Origin of the sequence: Thiocapsa marina 5811 (genome assembly GCF_000223985.1) — a bacterium.
Lineage (GTDB): Bacteria > Pseudomonadota > Gammaproteobacteria > Chromatiales > Chromatiaceae > Thiocapsa > Thiocapsa marina.
Map to the genome: position 1 here is coordinate 1 of NZ_AFWV01000020.1, position 17,031 is coordinate 17,031.

A 17,031-nucleotide genomic window follows, 5' to 3' on the forward strand; every position below is an offset into this window, starting at 1 on the left:
CGGGCGAACACCTCGACGCCGACCGCCAGCCCGCCGCGCGCGGCATATTCCCACTCCAGACTGCTCGGCAACCGCACCGTCGCCGGCACACCGTCGGCAGACGGCAGACAGGGCGCGGGCGCTGCCCCGGAACCGCCGGGATCACACACCGGCCACGCCGAGGCCTGCCCGATCAGCCAGCGCGAATAGCCGTCCGCCAAGCCGATCGCCTCGACCCAGTCGAGCACCGCCGGATGATCGGCCTCGGGTCCGCCGCCCTCCGACGGCGGACAGGTCGACCCCGCGGCCCCGGCCCGGATCGCCTGCGCCTGACGGCGCGTGAGCTCGTACTTGCCCACGAGCAACACCGCGGTGCCCGCGCCGTCCGTGAAGGTTCCGCTCACCGCATAGCCGGCCTCGGCACCCGGTGTCGCCACCGTGCGCAGCGCCAGCGCACCACCACAGGGTAAGGGCAGCAGCCAATCGTCGGGGGCGGGTCGGGGGTTGTAGAGCGCTGCATCCCAGCTGACCGACGGCCCCGCCGCCGCCTGCGGCGGCGCGAGCGCGGCGATGACCCACGCCAGCAGAACAGCGGCGACGATCCGACCGACCGGCCACGGGCGACGGCCCGGGGCAGGATCTCGGTCTTGATCAACGCTTCGCTGTTCCGCTTGCATCCGACATCTCCAACCTTGCTGTTGCCACCATGTGAGGAGGATAGCGCCGGCAGGCGGAAGATGGGCATCGCCGTGCTCTGCCCATGCTACAAAACCGGAGGATTTCTCCGGGGTCGCAATCGGTACCCGACCGGGAAAAAGCGGCCGCGAATCACCTATGCTTGCAGAGCGACCGATCGCCAGGGAGTTTTCGCATGTCATCGTCTCAACGAGTTTTGTTCCGGGTCTTCGTCTTGTCGCTGTGCGTAAGCATGGGCGAGGCGCTTGCGGCGACTCACACAGGCTCGCAGGCCGGCGCGGATCTGCGCTGGGGAGTGACCTACGACGAGGCGGATCGGATCACCTCTATCCGTGATCCGGCCGGTCGCGAGACCCGTCTGGCCTACGGCTTCGACGACGACGGCGAATTGCTGCGCCTGACCCGCACCGCCGCGGACGGCACTCGGGTCGTGCGCGAACTCGACACGCTCGGTCGGCTAGCGCGCATGTCCGACGCGCAGGGCGAGGTGATCTACGGCTACGACGATCTCGACCGCCTCACGCGCATCGAGCGCACCGGCTCCCTCCCCATCCGATACAAGTACGACACGCAGGACCGGATCACGCGCCTGGAGGTCGGGGATCGCTATTGGCTGGACTACAGGTACGACTTCCTCGACCGCCTGGCGGAGATGGACACGCCAGCCGGGCGCATCCGCTACGACTACCCCAGTCCGAATCGCGTTGTTCGCACGCTCCCCAATGATCTGAAGACAACCCGTGACTATGACGGGCAGGGCCGCTTGGAGCGGATCACTCATGCGCTGGCAGGGAGAGCTGGCCGCGATCGCTTGAGCGTCTTGGCGGACTATCGCTACAGCTATCGCCCGGATGGCCTCATCGACACCATCACCGAACGGTCCCCCGCCGGTGAATGGAGGCGGCAGCACCAATACGACCTCCGGGGTCGACTCACCCGCGTCAAGGGCGCCCCGCGCCCGCAGTATGTTTACGGGTACGACGCGCTCGGCAACCGGACTCGGACCCTATCAAGCCTTACGCCGCAGCGCGTGCTGAGCTACGACTGGGCGGGACGCCTGCTCGCGATCGCGGGCGCGCCGACGTCGCACGACCCGGCGGGCAACCTGACCGCGGTCAGCCACGACGGCGTGCGCCGGACCTATGGCTTCGATGCCGAGAATCGGCTCAGTGCGGTCGACGCCGGACAGGCACGCTACACCTATGACGGCAACGGCGCACTCATTCGGCGCGAAATCCCCGGACGCACTACGGCCTTCATCCCGGACCCGCTGGCGATGGAGTGGCGCCCCTTGATCATCGATGACGTGGGCGGCGCCTCGTCGGCACTGGTCTGGGATGGGGATGCGCCGCTGATCTGGATGCGCGATGGTCGCCCCGAATATCTGCTCCATGATCATCAAGGATCGGTTCGGCTCGTCATCGACGCGCGAGGACAGGTTGTTCGCCGGATCCACTACGACCCCTTCGGCGTCATCGAGGGCGACGCCGACGCCAATGACTTCGCCCCGCGTTTCGCCGGCCTCTTCTGGGATCCGGCCGGGGGGGTTTATCACACCCGTGTGCGCGTCTATTCGCCGAGCCTCGGTCGCTTTCTTCAGGTCGATCCGCAGCATCGCATCGCGACGGGCTCCGCGGAGGATCTTGCACTCTATGCCTATTGCGGGCAGGACCCGCTGAATTTCGTGGATCTCGTCGGAACAGCGCGCACGCCCTCGGAAATTCGGGCACGCGAGGAAGCACGCAGACAGAAGGTTGCCTTGATTCGGCCATCCAACGCGCCGGATCTTTCCGAGGTACGCGATCGGCAGATGCAAATCATGTCGCGACAGCAGGAGATGATGCGGCGCATGGCCGAGACACAGGCCCGGCAGCGCGATGCCATGTCGCAACAACGCGAGCGTCTCCAGCAGATGCGCGCGCGGGTCGAAGGCGTCGGTCAGCGGCAACTCGAAGGCGCATTGAGGTTTCGCGACGACTATTTCTTCGTCCATCCAAGGGTGGTCGGGATCACCGCGGGAAACCTGGCGACGCTGGCGCTAGAGCCGGTCGGCTGGGCACTCCCCGGCCCGGTGGTGCCACTCGTTCAGGGCTTGATCGTAGGCAATGTCGACCGTTGGACCGACGAGATTCGTACTCGCGCCGGGAATATCACGGATGCACAGACAAGCGCATTCCGAAAGACGACGGGCGTGCTGTCGACTGCGAAACTGGTCACCGACGTTTCATCGGTCCTGTCCAAGGTTCGCATCGACAAGATTTGGCGTGGTAACGAGATCGTTGTACTGCGTTCGAATTTCGACGTGCTTCCCGATGGTCAATTGACATTTATCCGTCACGTCGATCGTTATCAGACTCGAATCAGGTGGCCGTGGGACGAAACGGTAACACTGGGTGCAAATAAAACAATCGAGTGGGGCGCGAAGAACGTCGGCGAGACGCTTGGATACCTCATGCGCGTCGATCCGACCCCCGTCGGCGGCGTCTACCTCGGCGGCGCAGGTCGCGCCTTCGATGGCCTCGGGCTGATCAGCGGGATCAGCGTCGACGACAATCAGAACCTGTTGCTGATCGAGCAGAGCGGCGATGCGATCGCCCTGCCGCCGTTGCGTCTGGATGATCTGGTCACGGTCTTCCGCTCGGTCTACCTGCACGGCGAAGGCCCCACGGTCACCATCGATCCCGACCCCGATGCTCCGGAGGACGCGGCGATGATCGTGCGTCACGGCGAGGCGACCGCGGGCACCTATGTCGGGTGGGTCTTGTTCCAGGCCGATCGCCTCATGAAGGGCTACACCCTCGGCGTGGACAATGATTCCGGGCGCGAGGTCGAGACGCGCGTCCCCGGCTATGCCCGGATTCAGGATCTCCTCTATTTCGGCGGAACCAGCCACAACCGACTCGGCGAGGGGCATTGGGAGCGGTTCTGGATCGTACCGGCAGAGTCCAACCGCATCGGCGGCGCGCGACGCGCCCTGACCCTTTTCGATGTGCCGCTGAAGGTGCGGACCCAATCGATGACATGGGAGGGCGGCGAGCTGGTCGATGATCCGCAGGGCGTCTCCTCTCCCGGGGCCAGTGCCTTCGTCGACTGGTTCACCGAGCACTACGACGGAATTGCCGCGGAGCGCTGGCTCACGCCGCCCCCCGAGTCGGGCATCACGGAGCCGGTCCCGGTGTTCACCGAGCTGCGCCGCATCGCACTCATGACCGCGATCGCCGAGACCCTGCGCGACCGGGGCGTCCCGTTGCCGTTCTGGATGCGCGACTACGCGGTGACCGAGGTTCCGTTCGAAGAGCGGACACCGGCGCTCGAAGTCACGCGCTCGAATGAACGGATTCACGCGCGGGTGTTCGGCGGCGTGCAGCTCTCGCCGCCGGCCGATGCCGTGCACGAGATCGGCCTCGAAAGCGACCTCGGCGCTCTGCCGCCCGACGAGGCGATGGTGGCTGCCCAACGGCTCGCCCTTGCGACCGAATTGGCTCCCCTCGCCCGAGAGACCAGCGCCACCGCGAAGCCCCTGGAAGTCCGTCGCTTCGCCCACCAAGGCCAGTCCTACCAGACCGCCGCAGTCCCCGGCGCGGAGACCCGCGCGCTCGCACCCGGTCGCCTCGACGAGGTGGATCTCGCGGTCCCCATCACCGGGGATGCCGCGATCAGTCTGACCCGGCATTCCAACTCCTTCTTCGATACGACAGGTCCCTGGGGCAAGGGCTGGACGCTTGACCTTCCACAGCTCGTGGAGATGCGCGTGCCGGTCGAGCGCACCGGCGATCGGGTCGCGTTTCACACCGCCTACGAGCTGATCACCCCGCTGAATCGGCTCTATCAGCGCTTCTCGCGAATCGCGCCGGTGCCGACGCTCGGCGATGGCCGACTGATGGTCCCGGATGACGCCGACTCGGACTTCTTCGGACTCGCGGATGCGCCGCCCGATCTCCTCTCGCAGCCGACACGCAAGTTGATCCGCAAGGATGGCGAGTCCTGGCATTTCAGTCAGAACGGAGATCTCGTCGGGATCGAGGGCCGGGGTCGCGTCACCCTCTACGAACGCGATACCCAAGGGCGGATCAGCCGCATCCTCGGACTGCTCGGGCGCAAACCCGTCGCCGCGATCGAGCTCGCCTACGATGGCGAAGGCCGGCTCGAACGTGCAACCGGCACGCGCATGGATACCCCCGGCGAGCGCCTGACGCTGCGTTATGCCTACGGGGCCGATGGTCGTCTGGCCACCGTCGCGTCCGAGGTCGGGACACTCGGCTATCGGTACCGAGGCAGCTGGGTCAGCGAGGTCGATTTCCGTCCGGCCGAGCAAGACCCGGCCGATGATCGGCGCACCCTGCTGCACGCCTTCGAGTACGACGACCGCGGGCACCTGCTCCGCGAGCGTGACGGATTGGCCGGGGAAATCGATTATCGGGTCCAAGCCGGCGCCGCCGGGAGCACCCTCACCCTGGACACGGGGGGCGAGGAGGCCGCCTTCGAATATGATCAACGTCAGCGTCCGACCGAGGCGCGCTATCCGGACGGCACACACGCGCGTTGGGACTACGGCGAAGACGGCGCGACCGCCGTCGAGATCGACGCCCCGGATCTGCGCGCACCGATCCGTCTCGCCGAGAGTCCGGACGGACGCACACGACAGGTGGCCCTCGGTGATCGCTACCGGATGGAGGAGCAGTACGACGAGAACGGTCGCCTGACCAGCCTCGCCGAGAACGGTCGGACCCTTGTCGAGAACGAGTGGACCCCGGACGGTCGCCTGCAAACCACGCGGACGCAAGCACAGGCCGAGCACCTTCAGTATTCCGACGAGGGTCTCGTCGAAAAGGTCATCCGGACGCCTCCGAACGCCCAGGGACCATTCGACACCTGGCAAAGCACGCGGCTCGATCCCGAGGGGCGCCCCCTGGAGATCAAGGATCACCGCGGACAAGACGTGGTCATCCGGTACGATGATCGAGGCCGGCTGAGCACGCTCGTCGACCGCAGCAGCGGCCACAACTACGGCTATCGGATCGAGCGCGACGACGACGGTCGCGTGCAGCACATCGATTCGTCATGGGGGCAGGAAAAGTATGACTACGACACGGAGGGTGCCCTCAAGACCATCAAGGCGACCAAGGGCGATGCCGCCGCCGAGGCCCATTTCGAGGCCGGGAAACCGACACGGGTCCGCCAATTCGACGGCGGCGAAACGCGACTGAGCTACGTCAAGGACGGCCCGCAAGCCGACCTGCTCGAGACCCTCGAGACCCCCGATGATCTCACGATCGCCTATGGGTACGACGATCAAGACCGCCTCGACGCGGTGACCATCGGCGAGCGCGCCCGCCTCAGCATCGACTACGACGACGCCGGCCGACCAACCGCCTGGCGCTATGCACAACCCTGAAGAGGACACACCCAGCAATCTTACACACCCTTAGGATGGGCAGAGCGACAGCGATGCCCATCCTACTCAATGCCGATCCTTGCCTGCCCTTGGCTCTTACACGCCCAGGTGCCTCGTGGCGCGCAGACCTGCCGGGATCTCACTCTGTCCCCAGCGTCTTGCCCAGCCGCTCGAGGATGCGCCTGTCGGCTTCCGGCAGCGCGGGCATCACACCGCCCAGGTCGGCAAGCACGCGCTGCGCCTTCGCCCAATACATCGATGCGGCGGGTTCACGTGTGCGTTCGAGCACGTCCGCGATCCTCCAATAGCCCTCCCACAGGTCGATCCGCCATTGATAGTTGCTCGGATCGACCCCCGCGAGTGCCTGGACCTGCGCAAGAGCGGCATGGAACGACGCGAGTGCCCCCGGGAGGTCTCCGATGGCCTGCCGCACGTCGCCGAGCCGATTGTGACTGACCGCATGATCGCGCTGCCACTCGGTATTGCGCGGATCCGCGGCCGCCAATCGTTCACGGATCGCCAGACTCGCCCGGTGCGCCCGCTCCGCCCCGTTCGGGTCCCCGCGCGCCTGCCGCACGTCACCGACCCGGTCGTGACTGACCGCCAGGTCGCGTTGCCACTCGGCGTTGCCGGGATCGGCCGCGACCAGGCGATCGGCGATCGCGAGACTCGCCCGGTACGCCTGCTCCGCCCCGTCGAGGTCCCCGCGCGCCCGCAGGATGTCGCCCACCTTGTTGTGACTGACGGCGAGGTCGCGCTGCCGATGGGCCTGGCCCGGATCGATCGCGACCAGACGCTCGAGGATCGCGAGGCTCGCCCGGTAGGCGCGCTCCGCCCCGTCCAGATCGCCGCGGGCTTGCTGCAGGTCGCCCAACCGGTCGTGACCAACCGCCCGGTCGCGCTGCCACTGGGCGTTGCGCGGATCGGCCGCGGCCAGATGCTCGCCGATCGCCAATTCCGCCCAGTAGGCCCGCTCCGCGCCGTCCAGATCGCCGCGCGCCTGCCGCACGTCACCGACCCGCTCATGACCGACCGCTCGATCGCGCTGCCACTGTGCATCGCTCGGATCGACCGCGACCAGACGCTCACGAATCGCCAAACTCGCCCGGTAGGCCCGCTCCGCACCGTCCAGATCGCCGCGCGCGCGCCGCACGTCGCCCAGCCGTTCGTGATTGAGCGCCAGGTCACGCCGAAACTCGGCATTGCCCGGATCGGCCGCGACCAGGAGCTCGCTGATCTGCAATTCGGCCCGGTAGGCCCGCTCCGCCTCGTGCAGATCGCCGCGCGCCCGCCGTAAGTCGCCGACCAGGTTGTGACTGACCGCGAGGTCGCGCCGCCACGCGACCTGCTCTGGAGCAGCCGCGGCGAGTCGCCTCAGGACGTCGCGGACGCCTTCGAACAAGCCCAGGCGCAGCTCCACCCGGGCCTCCTGTTGCAAGGCATCGCGTAGGTCGAACAGATACCGGTTGCAGAGCGCACCGCTCCGGGCCGGCGCCTGCCCCGGCAGATCGAGCAACCCCAGCGCCCAGTGGAGATGTCCATTCGCGGTCGCTCCTTCGCCGGCCAGCAGATGCTCGCCCAGGGTGCGCATGGCGCCGGTGAGCTCCGGGCTCGGACGCGTCAAGCCGGCGGAATAGGCCGCTACCCGCGCCCGGTCGTCGGCGTGAATCAAGTGATACATGCGCTCGGTATGGCGCAGCGGATCTTCGGCGGAGACGCCCTCCAGATGATCGGCCAGCCGGGTATGCAGGGCCCGCCGCCGCGCCGGATCATCCAGATTGCGCGCCAGCACGGCCGCTCGCAGCTGGCCATGGGCAAAGTCCCATTGCGCCTGCTCGCCGCGCTGCACCAGATGCGCGCGCAGGGTGCGGCGCAGCGCCGCGAAGGCGAGGTCGTCCCAGGCTTGGCCGCTGACCTGCGGCAGCAGCACCTTGAGATCGGACTCGCGCCAGCCGGCGCGACCGAGTGCGGTCAGCTCGACAAAGGCCCGCGTCCAGGCGCGTCCGTGGACCTGCTCGGCGCGCTTGAGAAGTCGCCCGTAGAGCGCATCGATCTCGGGCGGGAAGGATGCAGCCTCGGCACACAGCAGCGCGCGCATCCGCTCCCCGGCAGTGGCTCCGGGCAGGGTGCGCGCCCGCGCGAAGTCGTCGGCATCGAGCAGCAACAACTCCTCCACCGCCAGCGCGAGCCATAGCGGCAGACCGGCTGCGGAACTGCCGTCGACGCGTGTCTTGGCGAGCAGCGCGGCCCGCACCGGCTCGGGCAGAGTCTTGTGATAGCGCCGACAGAGCCTGTCGGCGAGCGCACCGGCCTCCCCGTCATCGAGCCGCGGCAGGGCCTGCTCGCCGACACCGGGGTGGGCCAGCAGGGCGGCGCTCGCCACGCACGGGATGGCGGTGGCGATCAGCCGGGCATTGCTCGGCCACAAGCGCGGCAGCCAGGTGAGCTGCTGTGCCGCCGGGGTCGCCTCGAGCTGATCCAGTGCATCGAGCAGACAGACGACCCGACGGCCGGCGGCGGTTTGCCCGAGCAGCCGTGCAAAGGTGTCTTGCAGCGCCTCGCGCTCGGTCAGATCGGGCGCGGGGTCGGGAAGCCCCAACGCCGCAGCCAGCTCGCCGATCCAGCGCCGCATCAGGTCCTCGAGACGGCCGGCCCGTTGGCTCGCCCCCGCGGCATGGGCGAGCAAAACGACCTCTTGCGCACTCAGCAACCGATGCAGGCGGGAGAACAGGGCGGTCTTGCCGGCACCGGCCGGGCCGGTGACGCAGATCCCCCAGGCGCCTTCCGGGGTGGGCTCGAGGCCGTCCCCGCAGCCCACCGCGGGGTCGGTCGCGTGGCGCACGAGGGTTCCCAACAGCCCCTCCCGGCCGACGAAATCGCGGCACTTGAGCGCGATGAGCTGCTCGAGCAGCCGCGCTTCCTGCGCCTGCCAGGTGATCGGCGCCGCCACCGCCCAGGCCGCGGTCTCGGCCGCGAGATCGCTCCAAAGATCTTCGAGCACCTGCCGGCCCCAGGCATCCAGACCGGTGACACACCGCCGCGCCCCGTCCCACTCCGCCCGATAGGTGCGCCAGCGCCCGCGCTGCTCGGTGCGGATACGCGCCTTCAGCGCCGCCAGTCGCATCGCCGCGGTCGCCGCCCCCGGCTCGGTGCTGTACCCCTCGCTGTAGAGCGCCGCGCTCGCCGCAGCCATCTCGGCATAGGGCAAAGGCTCGCGCAGATAAAACCGACTGCGCGCACACTGCGCGGGGTTGTCGAGCACCCCGTACTCGATCTCCAGGGCGGTCACGCTGGTGCCTTCCAGCGCCCCGCGATGACCGGCCTCCTCCGCCGCCGCCCGGATGCGCTCGAGCGGCGGCACCCAGCCGTAGCGGTCCCCGATCAGGGCGATCAGGAAGGGCCTCGAGCGTTCGATCTCGGCCAGACAGACCTTCAGCACCAGCCGCTGGCGGGTCTCCTCCTCACCCGCCGCGGCGGTGTCCACGCCCCAGCGCAGATCGATCGGCTCCAGATAGTGATAGCGGGCCTTGAGGCGCTCCTCCAGCTCGGTAAAGACGAAGCGGTGCAAGTGATCGCGCTCGGCCTGGAAGTCGCGAAAGGTGCTGGTGACGAAGACCGGACGGGATTGCCAACTGATCGCCGTGTTCATCCTCTCCCCCTAAGCCCACCGACACGCCCGCCCCACCCACGATTGCAATCCGGATCACCCGTCCCCACCGCCAAGCCTACGCAAGACAAGACGGGCTGTACGCGAGACGCCGACCAGGGGGCTCCGCCCACTGGACCCCCGATCCATTCGAATTCACGCACTCGGCGCAGGCCTGAAACGCTCCCGCGATCAGGGGGTAAAGGGGTAAAGACTCAAGGAGATAAGGTCCTGGCGAGACGAAAACCCTGGATTTAGTAGCGGAACTCGGGTTGGAACCTGAAGCGGTACGCCGCGCGCAGGTTCCCCGGTATGTTGCCCCAGGAGCCGCCGCGCACCGCCCGCGCGGCAGTACTGTTGCCTTCGGCACAGCGCTGCTCCGCCCCGGCATACGGGGACGCGAACTCCGAAGAGGTCCACTCCAACACGTTCCCCAACACCTCGTGCAACCCCTACGCATTCGCCGGCAAACTCCCTACCGGTACCGTCTGCTTCCGGTACACCCCGGTCTTGGAACCGCAACCGTTGTAATCGTAGTTCCCGTTATAGTTCGCCTGATCCGTGTGAATGCACCGACCGGTCCAAAACGGCGTCTGCGTCCCCGCACGCGCGGCATACTCCCATTCCGCTTCGGTGGGTAACCGATAGCTGCGTCCGGTCTCTTTGGACAGCCACTGCGCATAGGCTATCGCATCGTGCCAACTGACATTGATCGCCGGGCGCTCGCCGCGTCCCCAGCCTTCATCTCCCGGTTTCACCCGACCGGTCGCCTCGCAAAAGACGTCGTGCTGACCAAAGGTTACCGCCGTCTTGCCGATCGCAAAGGGCGCGATCCGCACCCGATGCCGCGGACCTTCGTCGAACGAGCGCTCCAGTTCGTCCTCCGGCGGGCCCATCCAGAACTCCCCACCCGGCAGCACGATCATCGCGGGCTCGAAGGCATGCTTGGGCAGAACAGCGTCGGGGCGGTGATCTCTGAGACACGCGGCTCGGCCTGCGTGGGTGCGGATGCGTGCAGTGTCGGTGGGCGCGGCGTGTCGATGAGATCCTCGCGCGGCGCCGGATCGGCCGTGACGTCCGGCGCGCCGGCAGGCTCGTCGATGCGATCGGTCTTACCGCCCTCGACCGGCGTGACCGGAACGAGATCCTCACGAAAACCGCCCAAGGTCCTAGCGAGACGAAAACCGCTGTAGGCGTTACGGATCACGGGTGGGTACCAGATGCGGGCCGCTGCGCGCAGGAGCCCTGGCTCGTGGTACCAGGATCCGCCGCGCAACACCCGCCCGGCAGCACCCTTGCTTTCGGCGCAGCGCTGCTCCGCTCCCGCATACCGCTCCGCGTACTCCGAAGAGGTCCACTCCCACACGTTCCCCAACACCTCGTGCAACCCCCACGGATTGGCCGGCAAACTCCCCACCACCACCGTCTTACCGCGGTACACCCCGATACGCCGCCCCCAGTCATTGTAATCGTAGGCGGCGTCGTAATTCGCCTGATCCGTGTGAATGTCCCGACCTGTCCAGAACGGCGTCTGCGTCCCCGCACGCGCCGCATATTCCCATTCCGCCTCGGTGGGTAACCGATAGCTGCGTTCGGTCTCTTTGGACAGCCACTGCGCATAGGCCATCGCATCGTGCCAACTGACATTAATCACCGGGCGCTCCCCGCGATCCCAGCCGCGATCTTCCGGTTTGACCCGACCGGTTGCCTCGCAAAAAGCGTCATACTGCCCAAAGGTCACCTGTGTCTTTCCGATCCCAAAGGGTTCGATCCGTACCCGATGCCGCGGCCCCTCGTCGCTACGGCGACCCGACTCGTCCTCGGGAGAGCCCATCCAGAACTCTCCGCCCGGCAGCGCGATCATCTCCGGCTCGAATGCGTGCGTGGGCGGGATCAGCGTCGGTTGCTCGAGCGCCGCCGCTTTCAGGACAGTCGGCGCGCGCCGCTCTGCCACCTCCGGCTCGGTCGCGCGCACCACGGGCGGCGCCGTGCCCTCCCCGCCGCCCGCGCCGACACGCGCCACGACCCGACGCCACAGCAGGGTCACGCCCGTCAACACCAACAACCCCACCCCCGACGGCAGCCAGGACGGCAGCCCGGCCCGCTCGGACGCCAGAGACAGATCGGCCCACCAGCCCCACAAACCGCGCGCCGCCGGCAACGCCACCGCCACCTGCGTCCAGCGCGCCGCCCCCACCGTCGGAGACTCGCGCACCCGACCATACCCTTGCGCCGACACCTCGAGCGCATGCTCCCCGGGTGCCAGGCCGCGCAGCGCCAGCGGCGCACCGGGCACGGCACGCCCGACCGCGCGACCGTCCAGACGGACCTCGGCGGCGACATCGACGTTGACCTGCAGATGTCCGGGCTGCGTGCGCGCCGCGCCAGGGGCCGCCAGTCCGCTCGCCAGTGCGATGGGACCAACTGCCCCGGGCGCGCGATCGAGCAGCAGCCGGTAACCGTTGTCGGGGGCCCGAATCACCCCGCCGGGACCGTACAGCGGCACCTCGCTGCGCCGACCCGCACGCAGGTCCTCGGCCCCGCTGTGCACGCTCCCGCCCCGAATCACCGCCGCACCCACCTGACCGGGATAACGCCGGTCGCGATTCAGCCCCAGCTGCAGCTCTTCGACGTTGCCGTAAACATCATGCAGACCCAGCGGATTGGCCGCGCGATAGCCGATCGGGCGCACCCGCCCGTCGGCATTGTCGGCGAACCAGGCGTGACCGCGCAGCCCCTCGGGCATCGGATACAGCGGCGCGGCAAACTGCTCCGGGGTGACCTTCACCCCGCCGCGCGCGGCATACTCCCACTCCGCCTCCGTCGGCAGGCGCGCCATCACCCGATCCCCGTCCGCCACCCGCGGCACGCACAGCACGAGCGCGCTCGCGCAGTCGGGCACCCCCGCGGCCCGCTCGGCCAGCCAGACACTCCACCCCGCCGCCGCCTGCACCGCGTCCTGCCACGCCACCCGACCCTGCACCCGACGACCGGCCGCATCGACCGCCGGACAGGACCCGCCCGAGGCTGCCTGCAGCGCCGCATGCTGCAATGCGGTCACCTCGTATTTGCCCACCAGCAACGCCGGCTGCCCCGTCCCCTCGCCCGGGGCGCGATACGCGAACGGACCGCGCAGCCCATACAGCGCGCGTGTCGCCGCGCTCGACCCCGCCGGCACCGTCCCGTCCGCCGCCACCCAGCGAAACACCATCGCCCCGCCGCAGGGCACCGGCACCAGTACGTCGTCCACCTCGGCCTGCGGGTTGTAGAGATCGCGATCCCAGGCGATGCGCAACGCCTCGGCCGCACTCGCCGCGGCCGCGGGGATCGGCGCGGCGACGAGCGCCACCGCGAGCAGCCGCCGGAGGACCGGCCGCATGCCCGAGGCAGGGAGCCGCCCGCGCAGCGCGCGCAGCAACCCCGGAACCGGCGCGCACGGCGCGCAGAGCGGGGCAAACCCAGGGGCGCGGAGTCTGAGCATGGCGTCGGTCTCGGAGCGTCCGCGACAGGTGCCGGTCAGCTCGACCGTTCGGCATTGCGCGGTGCGGTGATCGGAGTGTGCATCTTAAACCGTGGCGCCCCGATGACGAGCGCCTGTCCTCCGCTGGAACCGATCGGCACGCGCGTCGGGTGGGCAAGGCCCGCGTGAGCGTGAGCGGCTTGAAGGCGAGCCGCGACGGTGGACGGGCGTGCCCGCCCTGCCCGCGCCTAAGCTTGAACGATGGGCGCGCGCACCGAACCCGGAGGGTCCCGGCGGGCACTTTGCCCATCCGGATTTGCAATGATAAGCACGCCGCCAACCCTTGATGATGATCTCCCGCACGGGCTTTTAGAATCCGACCGATAATACGCTCGGCAACCCAATCCTCCCGTACGACGCCGCGCGGCCGATCGGCCACCAAATCACGATGGGGCAACAACAGCTTATCGGATGGATCGTAGGCGGCCATCGGCGGGTCCGGCAGCGCGGTCGGCGGGACCTGTTCTCGAAGCATCGCCCGCGCGGGGCACGGCGGGAAATGAACCCCGGCGGGCTCCAGTCGGAACCGTAGACCCGTAGGACGGGCAGAGCGAGGGCGATGCCCATCATTCCCTGCCACCCACGTCCGAACCCGAGCGGCTCGCCAATCACCCATGCGGTTCCCGCCGAGGTGACGCTACGGCGCCCGCTGGCCCTCGGCACCTGCCGCAAACCTCTCGCCGAACGCGCCCGAACGGTCGAGGCACGCTCATCGCGGCGCCTGGGATCTCGTCCTTGGCGAGGGACAGGGTCAGATGGGCATCGCTACCGCTCTGCCCATCCTACGACGTACGGTACGCGCTGCCCGTCAGGAACCGTTGTCAGTGCGGAAAACGCTCCAGCGTCGGGATCAGCCAGAGGATGAACCGGTACATCCCCTCGAGGGCCGGGCCGGGCCGGTCGAACGGGCGGGGTTGGGCATGCGGCGGTCCGACTCAGCCGGGGGCATGCGGCAGCGTAAAAAACACGCCCGACCAGGGCTCCGCCCCCTGGACCCCCGAAACACCCTGTCTCAACCTGTCGATTCATGCCCGGGACGACTCCGCGATCAAGGGGTAAAGGGGTAAGGAACTAAGGAGATAAGGTCCTGGCGAGACGAAAACCGAGGATGACGTCGCGGAACCCGGGTAAGTTCCAGCTGCGGAGCGCAGCGCGCAGGTACCTCGGTCCGAAGTACCAGGAGCCGCCGCGCAACGCCCGCGCGCCACGATTGGCTCCGTCTGCGCAGCGCTGCTCCGCACCGGCATAGGACTCCGTGTATTCCGAACAGGTCCACTCCCAAACGTTCCCCAACACCTCATGCAACCCCCAGGGATTCGCCGGCAAACTCCCCACCGGCACCGTCTGCTTCCGGTATAGCCCGGTCTTGGCGCCGCAGTTGGCGTAATCGTGGGTCCCGTTGTAATTCGCCTGATCCGTGTGAATGCATCGCCCGGTCCAAAACGGTGTCTCGGTCCCCGCACGCGCCGCATATTCCCACTCCGCCTCCTTCGGCAACCGATACGTCAGACCCGTCTCTTGCGAGAGCCACGCCGCATACGCCACCGCGTCGTCCCAACTCACGTTGATCACCGGGCGCGCCCCACGTCCCCAGCCTGCCTCGCCGGGCTTGGCACGCCCGGTCGCCGCACAGAAGGCGTCGTACTGCGCAAAGGTCACCTCGGTCTTGCCGATCGCAAAGGCGTCAAGACAGACCTCATGCGGCGCCTCGTCGCTGTCCCGCATCGCCTCGTTCGCCGGACTGCCCATCCGAAAACACCCCGCCGGCATCACCACCATCGCCGGCGCACCGCCCGGCACCCGCGCTTCCCGCTCCGCCGCCTCACGCGCACGCCGCGCCGCCTCGGCCGAAGCCGCTTCAGCCAACCGCCCACGGGTCTCAACATCCAAGTAGCCGGTCGCCGCCAACCCCTGCGCGCCCTGAAACGCACTCAGCGCCTTGCGGGCCGCCGCATCGAAGTCCGCCCCACCCGCTCCCGCCGGGTGACCCACCAGGCCCAACTCGGCGCGGATTCCCGCTCGCTCCGCGGATCCCGGGACCAGCGCCTCCTCACGCGCCGTCCGCTCCGCCTCTTCCCGGACACGCCGCGACTCCTCCCCCGCCTCGGCCAACCGCGCCCGTGTCGGCTCGTCCACATACCCCGTCGCCTCGAGCCTCGCCGCCGACTGAAACGCCCGCAACGCCGCACGCGCGGACTCCGCAAAGGCATCCCCGCCCCCGCCCGCCGGATGACCGACCAACGCCAGCTCCGCCCGGATCGCCGAACGCGCCGCGCCGTCCAGATCCAATTCCGCCTCCCGCTCCGCCGGGGTCTGCGGGCGGAGCTTGAAGCGGGCCTCCCCGGGACGGTGCACGCTCACCGCTATGACTTGCTCCTCGGCGGTGTAGCCGGCACCGCGCACCCCGATCCGACGCTCCCCCGCCGCGATCCCCTCGCCCTCGAACGGCACCGCCGGGGTCGCCTCCCCCACCCGTACCCCGTCCACCCACACCGCGGCCGCGCGGTCCACCGCCACCCGCAATCGACCCGTGAACGCGATCGGCGCAGGCTCGCCATCTCCCGCGACACCCCCCTCGGCATCTGCGGACCCGCCCGCGCGCACCTTCTCCACCGAGGTGAAGACCGGGACCCCCAGCATCCATCGCACCCCGGTGCGCGCGTCCGCGGGCCACGCGCCCAACGGCCACACCCGGGCGGACTGAAGCTCAAGATCTCCGGGCGCACTGCCGGCATCCCCGCCGCGCGTCACCGCCACGGGCACCCCCGCCGCAGGGTCCGCCGCCTCGGCATCCAGCACCCATTCGGAGACATTGCCGAACACGTCATGCAGACCCAGGACATCCGCCGCACGCGTGCCGATCGGCTGCACCCGCCCCCCGGCATTGGCATCGATCCAGGCGATTCGCTCGGGATCCGCCGGCTGCGCGCGGGCGAACACCTCGACGCCGACCGCCAGCCCGCCGCGCGCGGCATATTCCCACTCCAGACTGCTCGGCAACCGCACCGTCGCCGGCACACCGTCGGCAGACGGCAGACAGGGCGCGGGCGCTGCCCCGGAACCGCCGGGATCACACACCGGCCACGCCGAGGCCTGCCCGATCAACCAGCGCGAATAGCCGTCCGCCAAGCCGATCGCCTCGACCCAGTCGAGCACCGCCGGATGCTCGGCCTCGGGTCCGCCGCCCTCCGACGGCGGACAGGTCGACCCCGCGACCCCGGCCCGGATCGCCTGCGCCTGACGGCGCGTGAGCTCGTATTTGCTCACGAGCAACACCGGGGTGCCTGCGCCGTTCGTGAAGGATCCGCTCACCGCATAGCCGGCCTCGGCACCCGGTGTCGCCACCGCGCGCAACGCCAGCGCACCACCACAGGGTAAGGGCAGCAGCCAATCGGCGGGAGCGGGTCGGGGGTTGTAGACCGCGGCATCCCAGGTCACCGATGGCGCCGCGGCGGCGGCCGGCGCCGGCCCGAGCACACAGATGACCAACACCAGCGGAACAGCGGCGGCGACGATCCGACCGACCGGCCACGGGCCACAGCCCCGGGCAGGATCTCGGTCTCGGTCATTCCTTCGCTGCTCCGCTTGCATCCGACATCTCCAATCATGCTGTTGCCGCCAGGCGAGAAGGATAACGCCGCAGCGTGCACGATGGGACTCGCCGTGCTCTGCCCATCCTACGAAACCGCAGGATGGGCAGGGTCCGGTGAGCACCTTAGGATGTTGATTGCCTTAGATAACCCTGCGCCCAGGATCGTCACCGCCGCAGTCCGGGGTCTCCTCGCCCCCGACTCG

General features: G+C 68.8%; 5 protein-coding genes and 1 pseudogene. 1 reads left to right on the forward strand and 5 read right to left on the reverse strand.

What is annotated here, in order from left to right; all coding sequences use genetic code 11:
- Positions 1-656, reverse strand: a 656-nt coding sequence (locus tag THIMADRAFT_RS21910) for an SUMF1/EgtB/PvdO family nonheme iron enzyme (RefSeq protein ID WP_007195313.1), incomplete at its 3' end; no start/stop codon positions are given.
- A 194-nt stretch (positions 657-850) separates the two neighbouring features.
- Between THIMADRAFT_RS21910 and THIMADRAFT_RS21915 the strand changes: the two genes are divergently transcribed.
- The gene (locus tag THIMADRAFT_RS21915; protein ID WP_007195314.1) at positions 851-6,070 is read left to right on the forward strand and encodes an RHS repeat domain-containing protein; all 5,220 of its coding nucleotides are present in this window, start codon (positions 851-853) and stop codon (positions 6,068-6,070) included.
- 139 nt (positions 6,071-6,209) lie between these two features.
- Here the strand turns inward: THIMADRAFT_RS21915 and THIMADRAFT_RS25060 are convergent, their stop codons facing one another.
- The 4 genes and pseudogenes from THIMADRAFT_RS25060 to THIMADRAFT_RS28305 all read right to left on the reverse strand — a co-directional run bounded on the left by THIMADRAFT_RS25060 (position 6,210) and on the right by THIMADRAFT_RS28305 (position 16,827).
- A complete protein-coding gene (locus THIMADRAFT_RS25060; RefSeq protein ID WP_007195315.1) occupies positions 6,210-9,719 on the reverse strand; it encodes a DUF4062 domain-containing protein in 3,510 nt (1,169 codons plus the stop codon).
- A 251-nt stretch (positions 9,720-9,970) separates the two neighbouring features.
- Positions 9,971-10,642, reverse strand: a pseudogene (locus tag THIMADRAFT_RS21925) (formylglycine-generating enzyme family protein).
- A complete protein-coding gene (locus THIMADRAFT_RS21930; protein WP_007195318.1) occupies positions 10,639-13,197 on the reverse strand; it encodes an SUMF1/EgtB/PvdO family nonheme iron enzyme in 2,559 nt (852 codons plus the stop codon). Before THIMADRAFT_RS21930 ends, THIMADRAFT_RS21925 begins: the two are co-directional and overlap by 4 nt.
- Positions 13,198-14,307: 1,110 nt before the next feature.
- Positions 14,308-16,827, reverse strand: a complete 2,520-nt coding sequence (locus THIMADRAFT_RS28305; RefSeq protein ID WP_007195319.1) for an SUMF1/EgtB/PvdO family nonheme iron enzyme — start codon at positions 16,825-16,827, stop codon at positions 14,308-14,310.
- Positions 16,828-17,031 lie beyond the last annotated feature (204 nt).